This window comes from Sphingomonas sp. (genome assembly GCF_045810705.1).
Classification (GTDB): Bacteria; Pseudomonadota; Alphaproteobacteria; order Sphingomonadales; family Sphingomonadaceae; genus Sphingomicrobium.
The window spans coordinates 307,537-327,240 of the sequence record NZ_JBJMVI010000019.1; the positions used below are offsets into that span (position 1 = coordinate 307,537).

Below are 19,704 nucleotides of genomic sequence, written 5' to 3' on the forward strand. Positions count from 1 at the left end.
ATGTCCGGTCCGTGTTCCATTCTGATCGTCGAGGACGAGCCGCTCATCGCCATGATGTTGGAGGATTTCCTCGATTCGCTGGGCCACAGGGTCCACGGCACCTGCGACACCGTCGAATGCGCGTTGGATGAGACCGAAAAAGGGGGGTTTGACCTCGCCATCCTCGACGTCAACCTTAAGGGGGAAAATGTCTGGCCGGTCGCGACCCGCCTGCGCCAGAAGAACGTGCCCTTCGTCATTGCCACGGGCGGCCACGTCGACCCGCCGCCGCCGGAGTTCAAGGACGCGCCGGTTATCGAAAAACCATACACGGTGGACCGGGTAACGCCCGCCATCGACGCCGCGTTCGCCGCCTAAGGCTCATCGCCGCCGCCGCGGCCGTGCCCATCCAATCACCATGTTCGATTTTCAGAGCCATTTGATCTTTCCCGCGCACGCGGTACCTCCCGCGGGTCCCTTGCCGCCCGGGGCGGAGCGGCTCTCTGCGCATACTCCGAGCGGCGAAACGGTGAAGGGCGTGCTGATCCCGCCGGACGAGCCGGATGCGACGCAAACGCTGATCCTCGGCTTCGGCGGAAACGCCTGGAACGCGCAGGATGTCGCCGAATATCTCCACGAACTGTACCCGGAGCATGCGGTCGTCGCCTTCCACTATCGGGGCTACGCGCCGTCCACCGGGTCGCCATCGGCCGAGGCACTGATCGCCGACGCTCCCTTGGTCTATGATTCTGCCGTGCGGGCCGCGCACCCGCGGCGGGTGGTCGGCGTTGGTTTCAGCATCGGCAGCGCCGTAGTCGCCCAGCTCACCGCTGCCCGCAAGCTCGACGGCCTGATCCTGGTTACTCCGTTTGATTCGTTGAAGGGCGTTGCTCAGTCGATGTATCCGTGGCTGCCAATCGGCCGGCTTTTCGACCACGAGATCGATGCCGCGGGTCCGCTTGGCCAAGCCAAGATGCCGATCGCCATCATTGCTGCCGAGCGCGACGAAATCGTGCCGGGCGACCGCACTGAAGCGCTGCGCAAAGTGGTTCCCGATCTGGTCTACGACCGCACCATCGAGCGGGCCGGCCATAATGACATCTACCGCCGGTCGGACTTTCAGGATGCGATGCGCGAGGCGCTTGACCGTCTCAAAGCGTGACAGTCGGCCCCTTGCTAGTGGACTGGGCTCCCTCCATATTCTTGAATTGAAGCGGCAAATTACGGCGGCGGATACGTTAACCGCCTTGCAGAGTTGATTGTGCCATAAAGCGGGCTAGCATGCCCAGGAGAGGCCGGCCGTTCGCGACCGGAGTATAAGGACAGGAATGACCAAGCTTTCAGGCGGCGACAGCAAGAGCACTCTTTACTGCTCGTTCTGCGGCAAGTCGCAGCACGAGGTCAGGAAGCTGATCGCCGGCCCAACGGTGTTCATTTGCGATGAATGCGTCGAGCTGTGCAACGACATCATCCGCGAGGAGTCGAAGTCCGCGTTGGTGAAGACCCGCGACGGAGTTCCGACGCCGTCCGAAATCTGCAAGGTGCTCGACGATTATGTGATCGGCCAGGATCGCGCCAAGCGCGTCCTCTCGGTCGCGGTCCACAACCACTATAAGCGCCTGTCGCACGGTGCGAAAACCGGCAACGAGGTCGAGCTCGCCAAATCGAACATCCTGCTGATCGGCCCGACCGGCTGCGGCAAGACGTTGCTGGCGCAGACGCTTGCACGGATTCTCGACGTGCCATTCACCATGGCCGATGCGACGACCCTCACCGAAGCGGGCTATGTCGGCGAAGACGTCGAGAACATCATCCTCAAGCTGCTCCAGGCGTCAGATTATAACGTCGAAAAGGCGCAGCGCGGCATCGTCTACATCGACGAAATCGACAAGATCAGCCGCAAATCGGACAATCCATCGATCACCCGCGACGTGTCGGGAGAGGGCGTCCAGCAGGCACTCCTGAAGCTGATGGAAGGCACGACCGCGAGCGTTCCGCCGCAGGGCGGCCGCAAGCACCCTCAGCAGGAATTCCTCCAGGTCGACACGACGAATATCCTGTTCATCTGCGGCGGGGCCTTTGCCGGTCTCGACAAGATCATCTCAGACCGGATGCAGGGCAAGTCGATGGGCTTCGGCGCCCATATCTCTGCGCCGGACGAGCGCAAGACCGGCGAGATCCTCCAGCACTGCGAGCCCGAGGACCTGCTCAAGTTCGGCCTGATTCCGGAATTCGTCGGCCGCCTGCCGGTGATCGCGACCCTGCTCGACCTTGACGAGACGGCCCTGGTGAAGATCCTGATCGAGCCGAAGAACGCGCTCATCAAGCAATATGCCAAGCTGTTCGACATGGAAGACGTGCAGCTCGAGTTTACTGATGACGCACTGCATTCGATTGCGGTCAAGGCGATCGACCGGAAGACCGGAGCGCGCGGGCTGCGCTCGATCCTCGAGGGGATTCTGCTCGACACCATGTTCGACCTTCCATCGATGGACGGCGTCGACGAGGTGCACATCGACCGCGATGTGGTCGAAGGGCGCAAGGAACCGGTTCGCGTCTATGCCGCCAAGGACAAGACCGGCGACGCGGCCTAGGCGGCGTCCTGCCTAGAGGGGCGCGGCAAAACCCCGGCAAGAATTCATCGGCTATCGCAGCCCGCGGACCGCTGCCAGCAGCTGCGTGCCGAACCGCTCCATCAGATGCTGGTCGCGGCCATAAGGGTCCGCCATGAACTGGACGCCACTCGCCGTCGGCTGTGCCGTCAGGTAGGTCATGTACACGGGGACCGGCTTGGGCAGGTCGACCTCTTCCTCGACCTTCGGGTCCTTGCCCCTGGGCACGTAGCCGCCGAACAGCCAGTTCGCGAAGCGCCTATAGTCCTCGACCCGAACGCAGCCGTTGCTGATCCACAGCTCGTTCTTGGTGAAATGCTCTTTCTCCGGCGAATCGTGGAGGTAGATGCCGAAGTAATTGGGCAGCATGAACTTCATCATGCCCATCGAGTTGGCCGGGCTGGGGAGGCGGCGCAGCCGCACGTCCTGCCGTCCGTCGACCACCGCCTGCCAATCGACATCGTGCGGGTCGATGGTCTTGGCGTCATCGCCATAATCGGCCAGCACCTGGTATTCGCGCTCGGTCAGGTAGCCGACGCCCTGGGCGACGATGCGCGGCCCGATGAGGTTGCGCACCAGCTCGGGCGGAACGTTCCAATACGGATTTACGCTCGCATATTTGATGTAGGCCGCCATCATCGGCGTTGCCGTCTCGGCCTTGCCGACGACGATTTTCATCTCGTCGACCTTGCGCCCATTCTCCCACATCGACAGGCGCGCGTCGCCGGCGTCGACCAGCACATATTTGCGTTGTTCCTCCGGCGCGGGAAGGCGTTTAGCCCTCTCCATGTTGATGATGATCAGCTGCTCATAATATTGCGCGCCGCGGTTGAGCGCTTCGATCGTCCCGGCGCCCGCGATCCCGTCGGGCTTGAAGCCGTGGACCGACTGGAATTCCTTCACCTGCGCCGCGAGCGCAGCATCATATTTATCCCCGGCGGCGGCGCCGAGGCGCGTGCGCAGCATGGCGACGCGCTCGCCGCTCATCCCGGCCTTGAGCGCCGGTCCGGCGGGGATAGGGAGCTGCGGCAGGCTGCCCCAGCGCTGCTGATATTTGACCAGGCCGCGCCGCAGGTCGGTGTAGATCGGGTTGACCGAGGTGAAGAAATCGACCGGAGCGCCGCTCCACGCGGCCAACGAGGCGTCACCCGCCGGGCTGCTGTCGCGGGCCGCGCGAGGAACCAACTCCTCGTCGATATAGATCATGTCGACGCCCTGCTCGATCGCAGGGGGAAGGTCGATCGGCTCGATGGCAGGCGCCCGGTTCTGCTCCGCGGCTGGCGATTGCCACGGTTGTCCGGACGGGGCCGGCCGCGCCATCCACGGTTCGGCCACCGGAACCTGCGGTGCAACCGCAGCCGGCGGTGGCGGGGGCGCTACGGGGCCGGGCACGGGCCAATTGCCGTTCCACTGCGCCATGGCAGCGGCCGGAATCGTGAGTGCGCTGAGCGCGAGAAGGGCATGGCGCATGGTCATGACGATATAATTAGGCATCGAAACTGAACGATTACAGAATCTTCCGTTCACTTCCGCCGCGATTTACTCACCTTCCAGCGGAAGCGTGTCGCGTTCTGCCGTGCGAGCGCCAAGTTTTTCGGCGATCCGTTCGACTTCCTCATCACTTGGAGCTTCGGGGAGCTCCTCGCCCGGGGCAAGCGCCTCATCGGGAATTCCCGGCCCGGTGCCGGCGATCGTCTCGTTGAGCGGCCGGTCATTGGGGCCGGTGCTGATCTTCTCGCGGTCATCAGCCATTTCGAGGCTCCTCGTCCTGTGTGTCCAGGCATAGCGAGCGCGGCCGCGCGAATGTTCCTGCCTTTGTTGCGCGCGGGAAGGGTGCAGCCCATATACTCATCCATGACTCGCTTTCTTCCGATCCTTCCACTCCGCGACATCGTCGTGTTCCCGCATCGTATCGTTCCGCTGTTCGTCGGCCGCGAAAAGTCCGTCGCGGCGCTGGAGGCGGCAATGGCCGCCGACAAGGAGCTGTTCCTGGTCGCGCAGCTCGATCCGGGCGAGGACGATCCCGACCGCGACGCGCTCTACGACCTCGGCGTCGTCGCAACCGCCATGCAGCTCCTGAAGCTCCCCGATGGCACTGTCCGCGTGCTGGTCGAGGGCGTGAAGCGCGCGCGCCTTGTCGATATGGTCCCGCGCGACAGCTACACGGTCGCTGAGGTCGAGGAGGTCGAGGAGGACGAGGCCGGCGGCCCCGAAGCGCAGGCTCTGATGCGCTCAGTCATCGACCAGTTCGAGAATTACGCCAAGCTCAACAAGCGCCTTCCGCCGGAAACCGGCATCCAGCTCGGCGAGATCGAGGACGCCTCGGCCTTGGCGGACGCGGTCGCATCCAATCTCTCGATCAAGGTCGCCGACAAGCAGGCGCTGCTCGGCGAGCTCAATCCCGCGCGGCGCATGGAGATGGTATTCGCCTTCATGGAAGGCGAGCTCGGCGTGCTCCAGGTGGAGAAGAAGATCCGCAGCCGCGTCAAACGCCAGATGGAGAAGACGCAGCGCGAATATTATCTCAACGAGCAGCTGAAGGCGATCCAGCGCGAGCTCGGCAATGAGAGCGAGGAAGGCGGCGACGAGCTCCAGGAGCTTGCCGAAAAGATCCGCAAGACGCGCCTCAGCAAGGAGGCGCGCAACCGCGCCAACGCCGAGTTCAAGAAGCTCCGCGCCATGGCCCCCATGTCGGCCGAGGCAACCGTCGCTCGCAACTATCTCGACGTGCTGCTTGGCCTGCCGTGGGGCAAGAAATCCAAGCTCAAGAAGGATATCGCCGAGGCCCAGCGGGTGCTCGACGAGGACCATTACGGTCTGGAGAAGGTCAAGGACCGGATCGTCGAATATCTGGCCGTGCAGGCCAGGACGAACAAACTCAAGGGCCCGATCCTGTGCCTCGTCGGGCCGCCCGGCGTCGGCAAGACTTCGCTCGGCCGCTCGATCGCGCGCGCCACGGGCCGTGAATTCGTCCGCCAGTCGCTCGGCGGCGTTCGTGACGAAGCCGAGATTCGAGGTCACCGCCGGACCTACATCGGCTCGCTGCCAGGCAAGATCATCTCGAACATCAAGAAAGCGGGGACGTCAAACCCGCTGTTCCTTCTCGATGAAATCGACAAGCTCGGCCAGGATTTCCGCGGCGACCCGTCATCGGCGCTGCTGGAGGTGCTCGACCCTGAGCAAAACAGCAAGTTTCAGGACCATTATCTGGAGCTCGATTACGACCTTTCGGACGTGATGTTCGTGACCACCGCCAACTCGCTCGACATGCCGCAGCCGCTGATGGACCGCATGGAGATCATCCGGCTCGAGGGTTACACCGAGGACGAGAAGGTGCAGATCGCCAAGCAGCACCTGATCCCCAAGCAGATGGAGGCGCATGGGCTGAAGGCCGAAGAACTCGTGTTCACCGACGATGGGCTTCGCAAGATGATCCAGCATTACACGCGCGAGGCCGGCGTTCGCACGCTCGAGCGTGAACTAGCGAAGGTAGCGCGCAAGTCGCTTCGCCAGATCCTCGAAGGCAAAGCCGAAAAGATCGAGCTGACCCCGGACAATCTTGGCGATTTTCTGGGCGTCCGGAAATTCCGCTATGGAATCGGCGAGGAAGAGGACCAGATCGGCGCGGTTACCGGTCTCGCCTGGACCGAGGTCGGCGGCGAGCTCCTGACGATCGAGGCCGTAACTGTCCCCGGCAAGGGCCAGATCAAGACCACTGGCAAGCTCGGCGAGGTGATGCAGGAGTCGATCCAGGCGGCGATGAGCTTCGTCAAGGCGCGTGCGCCGGCCTATGGCGTCAAGCCGTCGATTTTCGCGCGCAAGGATATCCACGTTCACTTGCCCGAAGGTGCGGTGCCCAAGGACGGACCTTCGGCCGGCATTGGGATGGTGACGGCGATAATCTCGACCCTGTCGGGGATCGCGGTCCGGCGCGACATTGCGATGACCGGCGAGGTCACGCTGCGCGGCCGCGTGCTCCCGATCGGCGGTCTCAAAGAGAAGCTGCTGGCCGCGCTGCGCGGCGGGATCACTACCGTCCTCATTCCGGCGGAGAATGAAAAGGACCTCGTCGAGCTTCCCTCAACCGTGAAGGAAGGGCTCGAGATCATTCCCGTCGACCACGTGGATCAGGTGCTTGCGCGCGCGCTTGTCGAGCCGCTGCATGCGATCGAGTGGACCGAGGACGACGACCGTGCGGCCGAACCGCCGGTCCATCCGCCCGGAACGACTGGCGAACCGGCCATTCGCCACTAGCCTGCGCGATCAGCCGCGCGGGATGTCGCGCGGATCGCGAATGATGCTCGTGACCATGCCGTAGTCGATCGCTTCCTCGGCGGTCATCCAGTGATTGCGGTGGATGTCCTTGTTGATGCGTTCGATCGGTTGTCCGGTTTCCTCCGATATGATGCGCACGAGACGTTCGCGCATCCGGAGAATCTCCTTGGCTTCGATCTCGATGTCCGCCGCCATCCCACGCGTCCCGCCCGCCGGTTGGTGGAGCAGGAAGCGCGTATTGGGGAGGCAGAAGCGGCGGTCCTTCGCTCCGGCGAGGAAGATGTGCGCGCCCGCGCTCGCGACCCAGCCAGTACCGATCATGTTCAGCAGGACGTCGTTGCGGACGAACCGGACCATGTCGTGGATCGTGTCGCCCGATTCGACGTGCCCGCCCGGCGAGTTGATATAGACGTCGATCGGTTCGTTCGTGTCGCGGTCGGCAAGCAGCAGCAGCCTCGAACAGACGTCGCGCGCCAGCCGGTCGTTGATGTCGCCGAAGATGAGCACCTTGCGTGTGCGAAGCAGCTCGGTTTCGATGCGGCTGACGAACTCGCCCGAGGTGGCATTTTGCTGGTCGGGTGCATCGTTTCTCATTTTTGGCTCCTCGCCTTCAATCGGGGATTTGCGGCTTATAGACGCGATGCCTGGCTTCGGGAGAGTCCCATGCTGAAACGGCGAATGGACATTTGAGCCACTGGACTCAGCCGTCGAGTCTTGCCTTAAGGATCGGCGCTGGCGCGTGCGAGTCTGGCCGCCGGTGAGGGAGAGCTTGGGGCATGAACAAGCAGGAACTGATCGGGAATGTCGCAGATCGCTCGGGGCTCAGCCGCAACGACGCGATGCGCGCCGTCGAAACGATGCTCGAAGTGATCACCTCGACGCTGAAGCGCGGCGATGAAGTGCGCCTCGTCGGATTCGGCAATTTCTCGGTTACCCGGCGCAAGCCCTCGACCGGTCGCAATCCGCGCACCGGAGAGCCGATGCAGATCAAGGCCAGCTCGCAGCCGAAATTCCGCCCGGGCAAGGTCCTCAAGGACGCGGTGCAATAGCTGGACAGAAGAAGCGGTGGCACTATATCCGCCGCTTTCCGCAACACGGCGGGCGCGTAGCTCAGCGGTAGAGCACACCCTTCACACGGGTGGGGTCACAGGTTCAATCCCTGTCGCGCCCACCAGACCGGCATTGGCGCGCGGCGAATTCAAGCTTCGAGATAGGCGGGCTGAAAGCTGCCGACGCGAAGCATTTCGGCCCAGTCCATGAACTGGATGTCGCGTCCCTTGCGGCGGATCAAGCCGTGGCGCTCCATATCGGCGAGCACCCGATTGACGTTGACCGAGGTTTGGCCGGTAATGTCGGCGATCTGTTGCTGGGTGAACGGATTGACCAGGCGGTCGTCGCCGGAGTGCATCCGGACGGCTGTCTCGCACAGCAAGTGAGCGACGCGTGCCGTCGAATCACGGCGACCGCAATTGACCAGCCATTCGTAGCCGACCTCTTCATTTCGCTGGACCGTGCACCAGAAGAAATGCTGCAACTCCCGGTGTTGCTGAACCAGCGGATCGAAATCGCGAGCCTGACCGATCATCACTTCGCTGCGAATGACTGCCTGGATGCCGTAATGCGCGGGGCCGTTGCGCGGAAGGATGCCTTCGCCGGGAAAGCGCAGCGCGACGATCTGGCGCCCTCCCGAGGCGTCGGGCTTGAACTTCGCCAATATGCCCGAACGGACGAACATGACTTCATTGCGCGGCGCGCCAGGATCGCGAAACGGCCGTCGCGGCTCGACCTCGATCAGGCGATGGGGCATCGCATCGAGAAGGTCGGCGAGGCGCGGGTCAAGACCCGCCGAGACCAACGTCTCGCGCAGCGATGCTGTTTGCCCAAGCGCCCTGGTGCGCCGACTCGCCATGCGGTCTCCCCGCGCAACGATACGCCCACGAAACGGCAGACGCACTAGTCTACATCGAAGGCACGCGGCGACTCATCGAAAGCTGCCAATGGCTTCCATCCTCACCTCCGCAGAGCCATCCTTGCCTTCACCATTGAGGCCCCTTAAGTGGCGCGCGCGGCCAAGAAAGCGCCTTCTATGCGTAAGCCGTGGCGATCGTAGCTCAGCTGGTTAGAGCACTGGTTTGTGGTACCAGGGGTCGGGGGTTCAAGTCCCCTCGGTCGCCCCATTTTTCAACCCAACGGACAGCAAACGCAAATGACCACGCCCTGGGGCCTGCCCGATTTCGACGGGCACGAGGAAATCCACTTCGTCACGGATGGAAAGTGCGGCCTCAAGGCGATCATAGCCGTCCACTCGACCCACCTAGGGCCCTCCGCTGGCGGCGCGCGGTTCTGGCACTATGCGCGGGATGACGAAGCGCTGACCGACGCACTGCGGCTGTCGCGCGGGATGAGCTACAAGAATGCCATGGCCGGACTCCCGCTGGGCGGCGGCAAGTCGGTCATTCTGGCCGACGAGAACCGCACCAAGACACCGGAAATGCTGCACGCGTTCGGCAACGCAGTGGGCGGGCTTGCGGGGCGCTATGTGACGGCTGAAGACGTCGGCATGAACGTCGCCGACATGGTCGAGATCGCCCGTTCGACGACCTTTGTCGCCGGTCTGCCGAACAGCGGTAGCGACGTCGGCGGTGATCCCGGCCCACACACCTCGCTCGGCGTGTTCCTCGGCATCAAGGCGGCTGTGAAGCACGCGCTCGGCAAGGACAATCTGTCGGGCCTGCACATCGCGCTCCAGGGCGCCGGCAGCGTCGCGACTGGCGTTGCACTGCATACCTCAGCGGAAGGCGCGAAACTCAGCATCGCCGACGTCGACCAGGCGAAGGCGCAGAAGCTCGCCGATGCGACCAATGGCCAGGTCGTCTCGACCGACGACATCCTCGGCCTCGAAGCGGATGTTGTCAGCCCGAACGCGCTTGGAGCAATCCTGACCGAGCAGTCGATCGCCGCGCTGAAAACCCCGATCGTGGCGGGCGGCGCGAACAACCAGCTGGCGAATCCTGGCGATGGCGAGCGGCTACATGCGCGGGGCATTCTCTATGCGCCCGATTACGTCATCAACGCCGGCGGGATCATCAATGTTTGCACCGAATATCTCGGGGATGGCGATGCCAGTCTGGTGCGCCAGCGGATCGAGGGCATCCCGCTGCGGCTCGAGCAGATCTGGGCCGAAAGTCAGCAGAGCGGGCGCGATCCGGCGGCTGTCGCCGACGCTATGGCGCAAAGGCTGATCGGCAGGGCATAAGCGCCTCCGTGCACGCTTTAGCTAACCCGGCCCGCTTCCTGCGTTTCGCCCGGCCCGCCACGACCTGGCTGGTGCTGATCGGTGCCGCGCTCGCGATTGCGGGTATGGCCGCGGGCCTCACGCTGACTCCGCCGGATTATCTGCAGGGCGAAACCGTTCGGATTCTCTATATCCATGTGCCCGCTGCGTGGCTCGGCATGGCCGGATGGTTCGGCATCGCGGCCGCGTCGGTGAGCCAGCTGGTGTGGCGCCATCCACTTGCCGCCGTCGCTGGCCGCGCCGTGGCGCCGGCAGGAGCGACTTTCGCGGCCATCTGCCTCGTAACCGGCTCGATCTGGGGCCGTCCGACCTGGGGCACGTGGTGGGAATGGGATGGCCGGCTGACATCCGTGCTGATCCTGTTCTTCCTCTATCTAGGCTACATCGCGCTCGCGTCCGCGGAGCGCGAGCGCGGCGGGGAGGGGCGCATCGCCGCCATCTACGGCCTGGTCGGCGCGATCAACCTGCCGATCATTCATTATTCCGTGCTGTGGTGGCGAACCCTCCACCAGGGCGAGAGCATCGGGCTCACCGGATCGTCGATCGACAATTCGATCCTGTGGCCGCTGCCGCTGACGATGATCGGCTTCACCTGCCTGTTCGCGGCGGCGACGCTGATGCGCATGCGCGCCGAGCTCGCCGAGGCCAAGGTCGAAGCGCGGATGCGGAGGATGGGACGCGAATGAACCCGTGGCCGTTTGTCGTTGCCGCGTATTTCGTGGCCGTCGCGCTGACTGCGGCGCTGCTGTTGTGGGCGTTCGCGTCGATGCGCCGCGCCGAAGCCGCCGCCGACGCCCTCAAGCGCCGATGAAGCCCAAGAACCAACGGCTGGTGCTGATCAGCGCGGCCATGGCCGCCGTGCTGCTCGCGGTCGTTCTCGCCATGTGGGGCCTGCGGGATCGCGCTTCATATTTCTACACGCCGGCGGACATCGTCGCGGGCAAGGCGACGGACGGGCAGCCGGCTCGCCTCGGCGGCATGGTCAAAAAGGGTTCGGTTTGGCGCGCTGGCGATGGCGTAACTATCCGCTTCGTCGTTACCGATGGCAAAGCCGAAACGCTCGTCCTCTTTCGTGGCATCGTCCCCGATCTGTTTCGCGAAGGCAGCGGAGCCGTTGCCGAAGGGAAGCTGCAGGGCGGTACGTTCGTCGCCGACACGATCCTCGCCAAGCATGACGAGCGCTACATGCCGCCGGAGCTTGGCAACCTCGCGGCGGAGCACAAGGCCGGAAAGACGCTCGAGAAATGATCGCCGAAGCGGGCCTTGCGGCGTTGTGGCTCGCGGCCGGGCTTTCCGCCTACCAGTTCGTCCTGATGCTGCTTGCGCTGAGAAGCGCGGTCGATGTCGTGCGGCCCATGCGCGCCGTCGCCGTCGTGCAGGGCGCGTTGACGTTGGTCGCCTTCGCGATGCTGCTGCTGGTGTTCGCGCGCAGCGACATGTCGGTCGCGCTGGTGTACGCCAACAGCAACAGCGCCAAGCCATTCATCTACAAGTTGGCCGGAACGTGGGGGAACCACGAGGGCTCGATGCTGATGTGGGTGACGATCCTCGCCGTCGCCGGCGCATGTCTCGCCTTGTTCTCGCGCCGGACCAGCGACCGCACGCTCGTAGCGGCACTCGGTAGCCAGGCCCTGCTGGCGCTCGGCTTCTATGCCTTCCTCCTGATCGCCTCGAACCCGTTCGCACGGCTGTTCCCGGCGCCGCCAGACGGGCAGGGGCTCAACCCCCTTCTGCAGGATCCCGGCCTCGCCTTCCACCCGCCAACGCTCTACCTCGGCTATGTCGGGCTGTCGGTCGCCTTCAGCCTCGCCGTGGGCGCGCTTCTTACCGGCGAGGTCGACGCCCAGCTCGCGCGCGCCATGCGGCCATGGGTTCTGGGGGCCTGGACGCTGCTGACGCTCGGCATCACCGCCGGCAGCTATTGGGCCTATTACGAGCTCGGCTGGGGCGGCTACTGGTTCTGGGACCCGGTCGAGAATGCCTCGCTTATGCCGTGGCTCGCGGCGACTGCTCTTGTCCACTCGATCAACGTGCTTGCCGCGCGCGGCGCGCTCAAGGCGTGGACGATGATGCTCGCCGTCATCGCCTTCTCGATGTCGATGGTCGGGACTTTCCTCGTACGCTCGGGAATCCTGACCTCGGTCCATGCGTTCGCGATCGATCCGCAGCGCGGCACGTTCCTGCTCGCGCTGCTCGCGATCTATGTTGGCGCCGCTTTCACCTTGTTCGCGGTGCGCGGAGCGACCCTCAAGGAAGGCGCACCGTTCGAGCTGGTCAGCCGCGAGACCGGGCTGGTGATCAACAACCTGATCCTGAGCGTGATCCTTGGGATCGTCTTCGTCGGGACGCTCTATCCCTTGTTCGTCGAGGCGGTGAGCGGCGAGAAGCTGTCGGTCGGCGCGCCCTACTTCAATGCGGTGGCGGGCCCGTTGGCGTTGGTCCTCGCGGTGCTGGTCGGGATCGGCCCATTGCTCAGCTGGCGGCGCCAACGGAGGCCCGTGCTCGTCCAGTTGAAACTGCCGGCTCTTCTCGCCGCCAGCGCGTTGGCGATCACGATCATCCTTGCTCCCGACATTCACATTCTGCCGCGCCTCGGCTTTGCGGCGGCCGCATTTCTGGCAGCCGCCAGCATCCTCCCGCTCGTCGGCCGCAATCCGCTCCGCTCGCCGCTTTCCACCTGGGGCATGGTCGTCGCCCATTTCGGCATTGCCGTCGCGCTTGCGGGCATGGCGGCCAACGCGGCCTTTTCGAGCGAGCGGCTTGCGGTCGCGAAGCCGGGCGAGACGCTCGGCGTCGGCCCATGGCTGGTTCAGCTTCGCGACGTGACGCCCGCAGCGGGCAAGAATTACACGGCGCTCGAGGCTGAGCTGCGCGCAACACGCGGCGAGGGTGTGGTCACGCTCAATCCGCAGACGCACTATTACAGCGACCCGCCGACGGAGACGAACGAGTCCGCCATCCAAACCTTCTGGAACGGCCAGCTCTATACCGTGCTGGGGAAATCGGATCCCTCGGGCGGCTGGCAGCTGCGGTTGTGGTGGAAGCCGTTCGTGACCCTGATCTGGGCGGGAGGCGCGCTGATCGCGCTCGGCGGGGCGCTCGCGCTGATCGGACGATTGTGGCGGTTGCGGCGTCGCCGCGAACCGCGGGACTGGCGTCGGGAACGCTATGCATGAGCCGCGGATTGCGCCTTATCCCGATCGTCCTTCTCCTGTTTGTCGTCGGCGGCCTCGCGTGGAATCTCGTTAAGCCCGCGGACCCATCGATCCCGTCGCAATTGGTTGAACGCGCGCTTCCACAATTCGTGCTCGCACCGGCGGTGCCGGCAAAGCCTGCGCTTGCATCGGCGGATTTTGGCCACGGCGAACCGCGTTTGCTCAACATCTTTGCGAGCTGGTGCGTGCCCTGCGTCGCCGAGGCGCCGATCCTTGGCGAGCTGCGACAGAAGGGCGTTAAAATCGACGCGATTGCCGTCCGCGACAGGCCTGACGCAGTTGCCGCCTTCCTCGCTAGTCATGGAGATCCTTACGAGCGGATTGGCCTTGATCCACAGAGCGATGTTCAGATTTCGCTCGGTTCCTCGGGGGTTCCGGAGACGTTCGTGATCGACGGCCGCGGCGTCATTCGCCGTCAGTATATCGGGCCACTGACTGCCGCGAACACTCCGGGCCTGATCCAGGAACTGAGGAGCCTGCGGTGAAGCGCGTCGCCTTGGCCTTGACGCTACTGGCCGCGGAGCCCTCGTTCGCCGACAGCAACCTGCCTCCGGCTTATTGGGCTAACCGCCAGCTGCCGGACGCCAGACAGGAGGCGCAAGCGCAATCCTTGATGGGTGAACTGCGCTGTCTCGTTTGCCAAGGGCAATCGATAGCGGATTCCGACGCCGAGCTTGCCGGAGACATGCGCGATCTCGTTCGCCGGCGCATTGCCGCAGGAGAAAGGCCGAGCGCAATCCGCACCTGGCTCGTCCAGCGCTACGGCACATGGATCAGCTACAAACCGACAGGCGAGCCTGCCGCATGGCCGTTGTGGCTCGCGCCGCTGGCGCTGTTGCTGATCGGCGCGTTGCTGGTCGGCCGACGCATCCTGCTGAGGGCGAAGAGCTGATGGGTTGGCTGCTCCTCTTGCTCCTCGCGGTTGCAAGCCTTGGTCTTCTCTGGGGACTCGGGGTCCGCGGCGGATTGCTTACCGCGAGCGCGGCGGCGCTGTTTCTCGGTGCCTCCGGCTATGCGCTGCAAGGAAGGCCCGGCGTGCCTGGCGCGCCTGCGGCCGCGGGCGAAGGTCACAATATCGTCCCGCTGACTGACGCACGCCACGCCTTCTACGGTCATTTCACCCCGGCCGAGAGCTGGCTGCGGATTTCCGAGGCGCTCGCGCGCGACGGCAAAAGCGAGGACGCCGTCGGGGTCCTGCAGAACGCGGTGAAGCGCTACCCGGGTGATCCGCAGCTGTGGGTCGGCCTCGGCAATGCGCTGGTCGATCATGCCCGCGGCCTGACACCGCCGGCCGAGCTCGCTTTTCAGCGCGCGGCTCAGATGGCGCCGGGCCATCCGGGCGCGCTCTTCTTCTACGGGCTGGCGCTCGCCCGCTCAGGCGATAGGCAGGGCGCGGTGGCGCAGTGGCAGCGGATCCTGATGACCGCCCCAAAGGATGCGGAATGGCGTCCGCTCGTCGAGCAGGGCGTCGCCGCGCTCAGCGAGCCGCCGCGAGGCGGAGCGCGCTAGGCGGGCGCGAACTTGAGGCCGAGCGCCTCGGCGACCGCCTGGTGGCGAATCTTGCCGCTCGAGACGTTGAGGCCGTTCGCCAGATGCTCGTCTTGCCGCATCGCTTCCTTTGCGCCGAGGTTCGCAATCCTCAGCGCGAACGGAAGGGTCGCGTTGTTGAGCGCAAAGGCGCTGGTGCGCGCGACGGCGCCAGGCATATTCGCCACGCAATAATGGATGATGCCGTCGACGACGTAGACGGGGTCGGCGTGGGTGGTCGCGTGGCTGGTTTCGAAGCAGCCGCCCTGGTCGATGGCGATGTCGACCAGCACAGACCCGCGCTTCATCGTCTTCAGCATGTCGCGCGTGACGAGCTTGGGTGCGGCGGCGCCGGGCACGAGCACCGCGCCGATCACCAGCTCGGCTTCCTTGACCGCGTTGGCGATCGCCGCGCGTGACGCATAGGCCGTCTTGATCTGGCTCGAGAAGAACATGTCGAGCTCGGCGAGCCGATCGTTGTTGATGTCGTAAATGGTGACGTCGGCGCGCATGCCTGTCGCCATTTGCGCGGCGTTCACGCCGGCAACGCCCCCGCCGAGAATCGCGACCTTGGCCGGTGCGACGCCGGGAACGCCGCCCAGCAGCACGCCGCGGCCGCCTTGCTCCTTCTCAAGATAATGCGCGCCGACCTGCACCGACATGCGGCCAGCGACCTCGCTCATCGGCTTGAGAAGCGGCAGCGAGCCATTCGCCGCGGTCACCGTTTCATAAGCTATACATGTCGCCCCGGATTTCATTAAGCCGAGCGCCTGCGGCTTGTCGGCGGCGAGATGGAGATAGGTGAACAGGATTTGGTCGGGCCTCAGGAGTTCGATTTCCTGCGGCTGCGGCTCCTTGACCTTGACGATCATCTCGGCGGCATCGAACACCGACTTGGCATCGGGAAGGATTTTCGCGCCCGCCTTCTCATAGGCCGAATCCGGGCAGTCGATCCCGTTGCCGGCTTTGGTTTCGACGAACAGCTCGTGTCCGTGCGCGAGCAACTCCGCGACAGAGGCGGGTGTCAGGCCGACGCGATATTCGTGGACCTTGATCTCTTTTGGCACTCCGATGCGCATTTATTCGTTGGCTCCGTCGATGGTTGCGCGGGCCTATAGACGGGCTTTTTGCCCCTGTCCCGTCCGATTGCGGGGCCGGAACGGCAGTGCTAGTGGAGCGCGTCCGTGATCGAGGTCTCGATCGCGGCTCAGGGGATGCGAGTTCGCGGTCTGTCGAGTCTGAACCTCAACACATGAACATCACCGCGACGGGGGGCGCCGTCACCGAAGCCCCACAAGACACTGCGCACGGCCATGCGCGGGGGCCCCTGTACAAGCTCGTCATCGGTTCCATCGGCATCGTCTATGGCGACATCGGCACCTCGCCGATCTACGCCTTCCGCGAGACCTTTGCCGGACACCACATCCTGATCCCCGACCGGCTCCACATCTACGGCGTGCTGAGTCTCATCTTCTGGTCGATGATGATCATCGTCACGTTGAAATATGTCACGATCATCATGCGCGCCGACAACAAGGGTGAGGGCGGCAGCCTCGCTTTGCTCGCGTTGATCAACCGCACCCTTAGCGGCAAGAAGAAGTGGACCGGCGGCATCGTCATGCTCGGCGTGTTCGCCACGGCCTTGTTCTACGGCGATTCGATGATCACCCCGGCGATCTCGGTGCTGTCGGCGGTCGAGGGCCTGACCACGGTCAATGCGAGCCTGGGGCCATTCGTGATCCCGATAGCGATCGGGATCCTGGTCGGGCTGTTTGCGATCCAGGCGCGCGGGACGGCCCGGGTGGGCCTGATGTTCGGCCCGGTCATGATCTTCTACTTCATCACGCTGGCCGTGCTCGGCGTCATGCACATCAGGAACGATCCCGCGGTAATCAGCGCGATGTTCAATCCGATGAACGCCGTGCATTTCTTCACCGCCGATTTCATGCGGGCGTTCATCGCGATGGGCTCGGTCGTCCTTGCCGTGACTGGCGCCGAAGCTCTGTACGCCGACATGGGGCACTTCGGGCGCAAGCCGATCCGCATTTCGTGGGTCTATTTCGTCCTTCCCGCGCTGCTGCTGAATTACATGGGCCAGGGCGCGATGATTCTCTCGGCCGACCCGGCGACGGCGCTGGCCAAGGTCAAGGATCCGTTCTTCTATCTCGCACCCGATCAGCTGCGGCTGCCGCTGGTCCTGCTCGCCACTGCCGCCACGATCATCGCAAGCCAGGCGGTGATCTCCGGCGCCTTCTCGGTGACTCAGCAGGCGATCCAGCTCGGCTTCGTCCCGCGGCTGAGGATCACTCACACATCCGAGGCCGCCGCCGGCCAGATCTACATCCCGATCATCAACTGGGCGTTGATGACCATGGTCATCCTGCTCGTCCTGACCTTCCGCAGCTCGTCCAACCTGGCGGCGGCCTACGGTATTGCCGTGGTCGGAGCGATGGCCATCGACAGCATCCTGATCTCGGTCGTCCTGCGGCAGATGTGGAAATGGAACCGGTTGGTCGTGGCCGGCCTGCTGATCCTCTTCTTCAGCGTCGACTTCACCTATCTCACCGCAAACCTCCTCAAGATCCCGGCCGGGGGCTGGTTTCCGCTCCTCGTCGGCGCCGTCGCCTTCACCTTCCTCACGACCTGGGCGAAGGGCCGCCAGCTGATGATCAGCCGCATGAACGAGGCAAGCCTGCCGATGGAGATCTTCATCAAGTCGGCGGCGCCGAGCGCGGCACGCGTTCCCGGAACCGCGGTGTTCATGACCAGCTCGGCGACTGGCGTTCCCCACGCGCTCCTGCACAATCTCAAGCACAACAAGGTGCTCCACGAGCGCGTGATCTTGCTCACCGTCAGGATCGAGGACGTTCCTTATGTCGCCGAAGAGAAAAGGCTCGAAACCAAAGATTATGGCGCGGGCTTCTACCGAGTGATCCTGCGCTACGGCTTCATGGAAGAAATCGACGTTCCCGCCGCGCTCGCGCAGCTCAAGGACATCGGCAGCCAGTGCAAGATGATGGATACGAGCTTCTTCCTTGCTCGACAGACGTTGCTCGCCTCGTCGCGGCCGGGGATGGCCATCTGGCGCGAGAAATTGTTCGCCTGGATGCTGCGCAACGCCGAAAGCGCGATGGAGTTCTTCAAGCTCCCGACCAACCGCGTAGTCGAGCTCGGCAGCCAGGTGGAAATCTGAACCATCGCGGCGGTCCGCGCGTACCCGCGCCATGACTGACGCCATCTCCTGGATCGCGACGATCGCGACCATCATCGCCGCGTCGATGACCGCGGCAAACCTCGGCTCGCGGATCACCGGCTTCGGTTTTTGCGTGTTCCTGATCGGCTCGCTCGCCTGGCTCGCGACTGGGCTCATCACCCACCAGCCCGCGCTGACCTGGACCAATGTCGTGCTGACGCTGCTCAACATCTTCGGGATTTGGCGCTGGCTCGGTCGGCAGACCAAGGTCGAGGAGGGCGCTCGGGTCGCGTCGGAAGCCAGCGAGCAAACGCCGGGCGAGGCGTTGTTCCCGATCTCCCTGCTATCGCGCGCCGAGGTCGTGAGCGGCGGCGTCGAGCTTGGCCGCTGCATCGACGCCATGGCGGGCTGCCGCAGCGGGCGCCTCAGCTATGTCGTCGTCTCGCAGGGCGGCGTCGCCGGTGTCGGCGAAACCTTGCGTCGACTGCCCTGGACGGCCGCCAGCGTCGACGGCGAGCAGGTCATCGCGACTCTCGACCACGCTCGATTTGACCAACTCGAGCAAGTGCCGCGTGATCGATGGCCGGCGCGCTGATCGTTACGGCCGAACTCGCGCCGGCCGATTTCGCTTGGCTCGATCAGTTGCGGCGCGCTTATTATCCGTCCGATCGCAACCAGCTTCCCGCTCACCTCACCATGTTCCATTCCTTGCCGCCATCGGCTGAAGGGGAGGCGCGCAGAACCCTCGCCAGGCTTGCCTCGAACCCGTCGCCGCGCGCCAGCACCGAGGGACTGATGGACCTCGGCGGCGGCGTCGCATTCCGCGTCGTCTCACCCGAGCTCGATGCGATCCGCCGCGAGCTCGCCGCAGACTTTCGCGGCTTGCTGAGCGCACAGGACAGCGGCGGCTGGCGGCCGCACATCACGATCCAGAATAAGGTGCCGCTCAAGGAAGCGCGGGCGCTGCTCGCTCGCCTCGGAGCTGAGTTCCGTCCGCGGCCGCTCCGCATCGCCGGCCTCGGCCTTCACCGTTACCTTGGCGGCCCGTGGGAGGCCCTCGCGAGCTATGCGTTCCGCGGTCGCTAGGAGACTGCGCCAATCCCGGCGCAACTGAGGTCGAACGCCGCGAGCCCGGCCTCAAGCACCGAGGCCAGCATCGGCTGGTCCAGCAGCTCCTCGATCGCGCTGCTGGTGCCGCCACGGACCACGTCTTGCGCTTCCTCCATCGCCTCGTCCCAATCGGACGCTTCGTAGGTGCCCTGGCCGACCCAACAGAAAGCGACGACTTCGGCAAGCTGGTCCTCGCCGAGGTCCTCGAACACCGCCTGGAGCTCTTCCTCGACGCTGGTGTTGATGTCGTCATCGAGCACCGAGAGCGCGCCCTCCTGTTCGTCGTCGACATTGTCCGGATCCTCGCCGGCGTCATAGTCGCTGGCGGTTTGCGCTTCATATTCGCGGGCTCTGAGGATGATCCGGCAAAGCGTGTCGAGCGGGGTCAGGGGGTCCATGAACGTCGGTCTCCAATGCTGCGCTCAACGAGAGCAGCCGTAAGCGGTTCCTCGCGTTGACCGGTAGGATGCGCCCACCTATATCCCGCGCCTCCGGCGC

Annotated in this window: 22 protein-coding genes and 2 tRNA genes; 18 read left to right on the forward strand and 6 right to left on the reverse strand. The window is 64.6% G+C overall.

Annotated features, from left to right (window positions below; all coding sequences use genetic code 11):
• The 3 genes from ACJ8FR_RS11070 to clpX all read left to right on the forward strand — a co-directional run bounded on the left by ACJ8FR_RS11070 (nucleotide 1) and on the right by clpX (nucleotide 2,573).
• Nucleotides 1-357: a response regulator gene (locus ACJ8FR_RS11070; protein ID WP_407828680.1), complete on the forward strand. Its 357-nt coding sequence runs from the start codon at nucleotides 1-3 to the stop codon at nucleotides 355-357.
• A gap of 40 nt (nucleotides 358-397) precedes the next feature.
• Complete coding sequence (locus tag ACJ8FR_RS11075) at nucleotides 398-1,141, forward strand: alpha/beta hydrolase (protein WP_407828681.1); 744 nt, start codon at nucleotides 398-400, stop codon at nucleotides 1,139-1,141.
• Nucleotides 1,142-1,307: 166 nt separating this feature from the next.
• Complete coding sequence (clpX, locus tag ACJ8FR_RS11080; protein ID WP_407828682.1) at nucleotides 1,308-2,573, forward strand: ATP-dependent Clp protease ATP-binding subunit ClpX; 1,266 nt, start codon at nucleotides 1,308-1,310, stop codon at nucleotides 2,571-2,573.
• 51 nt (nucleotides 2,574-2,624) lie between these two features.
• Here the strand turns inward: clpX and ACJ8FR_RS11085 are convergent, their stop codons facing one another.
• Complete coding sequence (locus tag ACJ8FR_RS11085; protein WP_407828683.1) at nucleotides 2,625-4,067, reverse strand: L,D-transpeptidase family protein; 1,443 nt, start codon at nucleotides 4,065-4,067, stop codon at nucleotides 2,625-2,627.
• Nucleotides 4,068-4,130: 63 nt separating this feature from the next.
• Nucleotides 4,131-4,343, reverse strand: a complete 213-nt coding sequence (locus ACJ8FR_RS11090) for a hypothetical protein (RefSeq protein ID WP_407828684.1) — start codon at nucleotides 4,341-4,343, stop codon at nucleotides 4,131-4,133.
• Between the two features lie 102 nt (nucleotides 4,344-4,445).
• Here ACJ8FR_RS11090 and lon point away from each other — a divergent pair, with 102 nt between their 5' ends.
• Nucleotides 4,446-6,845, forward strand: a complete 2,400-nt coding sequence (lon, locus tag ACJ8FR_RS11095) for an endopeptidase La (RefSeq protein WP_407828685.1) — start codon at nucleotides 4,446-4,448, stop codon at nucleotides 6,843-6,845.
• Between the two features lie 9 nt (nucleotides 6,846-6,854).
• Here the strand turns inward: lon and ACJ8FR_RS11100 are convergent, their stop codons facing one another.
• Nucleotides 6,855-7,460, reverse strand: coding sequence for an ATP-dependent Clp protease proteolytic subunit (locus tag ACJ8FR_RS11100; protein ID WP_407828686.1), 606 nt, complete (start codon nucleotides 7,458-7,460; stop codon nucleotides 6,855-6,857).
• A 182-nt stretch (nucleotides 7,461-7,642) separates the two neighbouring features.
• Between ACJ8FR_RS11100 and ACJ8FR_RS11105 the strand changes: the two genes are divergently transcribed.
• The gene (locus ACJ8FR_RS11105; protein WP_407828687.1) at nucleotides 7,643-7,915 is read left to right on the forward strand and encodes an HU family DNA-binding protein; all 273 of its coding nucleotides are present in this window, start codon (nucleotides 7,643-7,645) and stop codon (nucleotides 7,913-7,915) included.
• Between the two features lie 50 nt (nucleotides 7,916-7,965).
• Nucleotides 7,966-8,040, forward strand: a tRNA-Val gene (locus ACJ8FR_RS11110).
• A gap of 24 nt (nucleotides 8,041-8,064) precedes the next feature.
• Here ACJ8FR_RS11110 and ACJ8FR_RS11115 read toward each other — a convergent pair.
• The gene (locus ACJ8FR_RS11115; protein ID WP_407828688.1) at nucleotides 8,065-8,775 is read right to left on the reverse strand and encodes a Crp/Fnr family transcriptional regulator; all 711 of its coding nucleotides are present in this window, start codon (nucleotides 8,773-8,775) and stop codon (nucleotides 8,065-8,067) included.
• 191 nt (nucleotides 8,776-8,966) lie between these two features.
• Between ACJ8FR_RS11115 and ACJ8FR_RS11120 the strand changes: the two genes are divergently transcribed.
• The 9 genes from ACJ8FR_RS11120 (at nucleotide 8,967) to ACJ8FR_RS11160 (ending at nucleotide 14,885) form a co-directional block, all read left to right on the forward strand.
• Nucleotides 8,967-9,043: transfer RNA gene (locus ACJ8FR_RS11120), tRNA-His, on the forward strand.
• 29 nt (nucleotides 9,044-9,072) lie between these two features.
• Entirely contained in the window at nucleotides 9,073-10,122 is a 1,050-nt protein-coding gene (locus ACJ8FR_RS11125; RefSeq protein WP_407828689.1) for a Glu/Leu/Phe/Val family dehydrogenase, read from the forward strand.
• An 8-nt stretch (nucleotides 10,123-10,130) separates the two neighbouring features.
• A complete protein-coding gene (locus tag ACJ8FR_RS11130) occupies nucleotides 10,131-10,847 on the forward strand; it encodes a heme ABC transporter permease (RefSeq protein WP_407828690.1) in 717 nt (238 codons plus the stop codon).
• A complete protein-coding gene (locus ACJ8FR_RS11135) occupies nucleotides 10,844-10,972 on the forward strand; it encodes a hypothetical protein (protein WP_407828691.1) in 129 nt (42 codons plus the stop codon). Before ACJ8FR_RS11130 ends, ACJ8FR_RS11135 begins: the two co-directional genes overlap by 4 nt.
• Nucleotides 10,969-11,409: a cytochrome c maturation protein CcmE gene (ccmE, locus tag ACJ8FR_RS11140; RefSeq protein ID WP_407828692.1), complete on the forward strand. Its 441-nt coding sequence runs from the start codon at nucleotides 10,969-10,971 to the stop codon at nucleotides 11,407-11,409. The genes ACJ8FR_RS11135 and ccmE overlap by 4 nt, the downstream gene beginning before the upstream one ends.
• The gene (locus ACJ8FR_RS11145; RefSeq protein WP_407828693.1) at nucleotides 11,406-13,337 is read left to right on the forward strand and encodes a heme lyase CcmF/NrfE family subunit; all 1,932 of its coding nucleotides are present in this window, start codon (nucleotides 11,406-11,408) and stop codon (nucleotides 13,335-13,337) included. The genes ccmE and ACJ8FR_RS11145 overlap by 4 nt, the downstream gene beginning before the upstream one ends.
• Nucleotides 13,334-13,861 carry a redoxin family protein gene (locus ACJ8FR_RS11150; protein WP_407828694.1) on the forward strand — a complete coding sequence of 176 codons (528 nt, stop codon included), beginning with the start codon at nucleotides 13,334-13,336 and terminating at the stop codon, nucleotides 13,859-13,861. Before ACJ8FR_RS11145 ends, ACJ8FR_RS11150 begins: the two co-directional genes overlap by 4 nt.
• Complete coding sequence (locus tag ACJ8FR_RS11155; RefSeq protein WP_407828695.1) at nucleotides 13,858-14,268, forward strand: cytochrome c-type biogenesis protein CcmH; 411 nt, start codon at nucleotides 13,858-13,860, stop codon at nucleotides 14,266-14,268. Before ACJ8FR_RS11150 ends, ACJ8FR_RS11155 begins: the two co-directional genes overlap by 4 nt.
• Nucleotides 14,268-14,885: a tetratricopeptide repeat protein gene (locus ACJ8FR_RS11160; RefSeq protein ID WP_407828696.1), complete on the forward strand. Its 618-nt coding sequence runs from the start codon at nucleotides 14,268-14,270 to the stop codon at nucleotides 14,883-14,885. Before ACJ8FR_RS11155 ends, ACJ8FR_RS11160 begins: the two co-directional genes overlap by 1 nt.
• Here ACJ8FR_RS11160 and ald read toward each other — a convergent pair.
• Nucleotides 14,882-15,982 carry an alanine dehydrogenase gene (gene ald, locus ACJ8FR_RS11165; RefSeq protein WP_407828697.1) on the reverse strand — a complete coding sequence of 367 codons (1,101 nt, stop codon included), beginning with the start codon at nucleotides 15,980-15,982 and terminating at the stop codon, nucleotides 14,882-14,884. The two genes, ACJ8FR_RS11160 and ald, sit on opposite strands and share 4 nt — an antisense overlap.
• Nucleotides 15,983-16,155: 173 nt before the next feature.
• Between ald and ACJ8FR_RS11170 the strand changes: the two genes are divergently transcribed.
• From ACJ8FR_RS11170 to ACJ8FR_RS11180, 3 genes are read left to right on the forward strand one after another with little or no spacing between them, the layout of a single operon-like run.
• The gene (locus ACJ8FR_RS11170; protein WP_407828698.1) at nucleotides 16,156-18,096 is read left to right on the forward strand and encodes a potassium transporter Kup; all 1,941 of its coding nucleotides are present in this window, start codon (nucleotides 16,156-16,158) and stop codon (nucleotides 18,094-18,096) included.
• 31 nt (nucleotides 18,097-18,127) lie between these two features.
• Nucleotides 18,128-18,691 carry a PRC-barrel domain-containing protein gene (locus ACJ8FR_RS11175; protein ID WP_407828699.1) on the forward strand — a complete coding sequence of 188 codons (564 nt, stop codon included), beginning with the start codon at nucleotides 18,128-18,130 and terminating at the stop codon, nucleotides 18,689-18,691.
• On the forward strand, nucleotides 18,676-19,182 hold the full coding sequence (locus ACJ8FR_RS11180; protein ID WP_407828700.1) for a 2'-5' RNA ligase family protein: 507 nt from the start codon (nucleotides 18,676-18,678) through the stop codon (nucleotides 19,180-19,182). Before ACJ8FR_RS11175 ends, ACJ8FR_RS11180 begins: the two co-directional genes overlap by 16 nt.
• On the opposite strand, the gene ACJ8FR_RS11185 is transcribed toward ACJ8FR_RS11180, so the two are convergent.
• The gene (locus tag ACJ8FR_RS11185) at nucleotides 19,179-19,604 is read right to left on the reverse strand and encodes a DUF3775 domain-containing protein (RefSeq protein ID WP_407828701.1); all 426 of its coding nucleotides are present in this window, start codon (nucleotides 19,602-19,604) and stop codon (nucleotides 19,179-19,181) included. The two genes, ACJ8FR_RS11180 and ACJ8FR_RS11185, sit on opposite strands and share 4 nt — an antisense overlap.
• Between the last annotated feature and the right edge of the window lie 100 nt (nucleotides 19,605-19,704).

Bases quoted from the DNA above. Each gene is read 5' to 3' on its own strand.
- ACJ8FR_RS11070 (WP_407828680.1), top strand. From the start codon at position 1: ATGTCCGGTCCGTGTTCCATTCTGATCGTCGAGGACGAGCCGCTCATC.
- ACJ8FR_RS11075 (WP_407828681.1), top strand. From the start codon at position 398: ATGTTCGATTTTCAGAGCCATTTGATCTTTCCCGCGCACGCGGTACCT.
- clpX (WP_407828682.1), top strand. From the start codon at position 1,308: ATGACCAAGCTTTCAGGCGGCGACAGCAAGAGCACTCTTTACTGCTCG.
- ACJ8FR_RS11085 (WP_407828683.1), bottom strand. From the start codon at position 4,067: ATGACCATGCGCCATGCCCTTCTCGCGCTCAGCGCACTCACGATTCCG.
- ACJ8FR_RS11090 (WP_407828684.1), bottom strand. From the start codon at position 4,343: ATGGCTGATGACCGCGAGAAGATCAGCACCGGCCCCAATGACCGGCCG.
- lon (WP_407828685.1), top strand. From the start codon at position 4,446: ATGACTCGCTTTCTTCCGATCCTTCCACTCCGCGACATCGTCGTGTTC.
- ACJ8FR_RS11100 (WP_407828686.1), bottom strand. From the start codon at position 7,460: ATGAGAAACGATGCACCCGACCAGCAAAATGCCACCTCGGGCGAGTTC.
- ACJ8FR_RS11105 (WP_407828687.1), top strand. From the start codon at position 7,643: ATGAACAAGCAGGAACTGATCGGGAATGTCGCAGATCGCTCGGGGCTC.
- ACJ8FR_RS11115 (WP_407828688.1), bottom strand. From the start codon at position 8,775: ATGGCGAGTCGGCGCACCAGGGCGCTTGGGCAAACAGCATCGCTGCGC.
- ACJ8FR_RS11125 (WP_407828689.1), top strand. From the start codon at position 9,073: ATGACCACGCCCTGGGGCCTGCCCGATTTCGACGGGCACGAGGAAATC.
- ACJ8FR_RS11135 (WP_407828691.1), top strand. From the start codon at position 10,844: ATGAACCCGTGGCCGTTTGTCGTTGCCGCGTATTTCGTGGCCGTCGCG.
- ccmE (WP_407828692.1), top strand. From the start codon at position 10,969: ATGAAGCCCAAGAACCAACGGCTGGTGCTGATCAGCGCGGCCATGGCC.
- ACJ8FR_RS11145 (WP_407828693.1), top strand. From the start codon at position 11,406: ATGATCGCCGAAGCGGGCCTTGCGGCGTTGTGGCTCGCGGCCGGGCTT.
- ACJ8FR_RS11150 (WP_407828694.1), top strand. From the start codon at position 13,334: ATGAGCCGCGGATTGCGCCTTATCCCGATCGTCCTTCTCCTGTTTGTC.
- ACJ8FR_RS11160 (WP_407828696.1), top strand. From the start codon at position 14,268: ATGGGTTGGCTGCTCCTCTTGCTCCTCGCGGTTGCAAGCCTTGGTCTT.
- ald (WP_407828697.1), bottom strand. From the start codon at position 15,982: ATGCGCATCGGAGTGCCAAAAGAGATCAAGGTCCACGAATATCGCGTC.
- ACJ8FR_RS11170 (WP_407828698.1), top strand. From the start codon at position 16,156: ATGAACATCACCGCGACGGGGGGCGCCGTCACCGAAGCCCCACAAGAC.
- ACJ8FR_RS11175 (WP_407828699.1), top strand. From the start codon at position 18,128: ATGACTGACGCCATCTCCTGGATCGCGACGATCGCGACCATCATCGCC.
- ACJ8FR_RS11180 (WP_407828700.1), top strand. From the start codon at position 18,676: ATGGCCGGCGCGCTGATCGTTACGGCCGAACTCGCGCCGGCCGATTTC.
- ACJ8FR_RS11185 (WP_407828701.1), bottom strand. From the start codon at position 19,604: ATGGACCCCCTGACCCCGCTCGACACGCTTTGCCGGATCATCCTCAGA.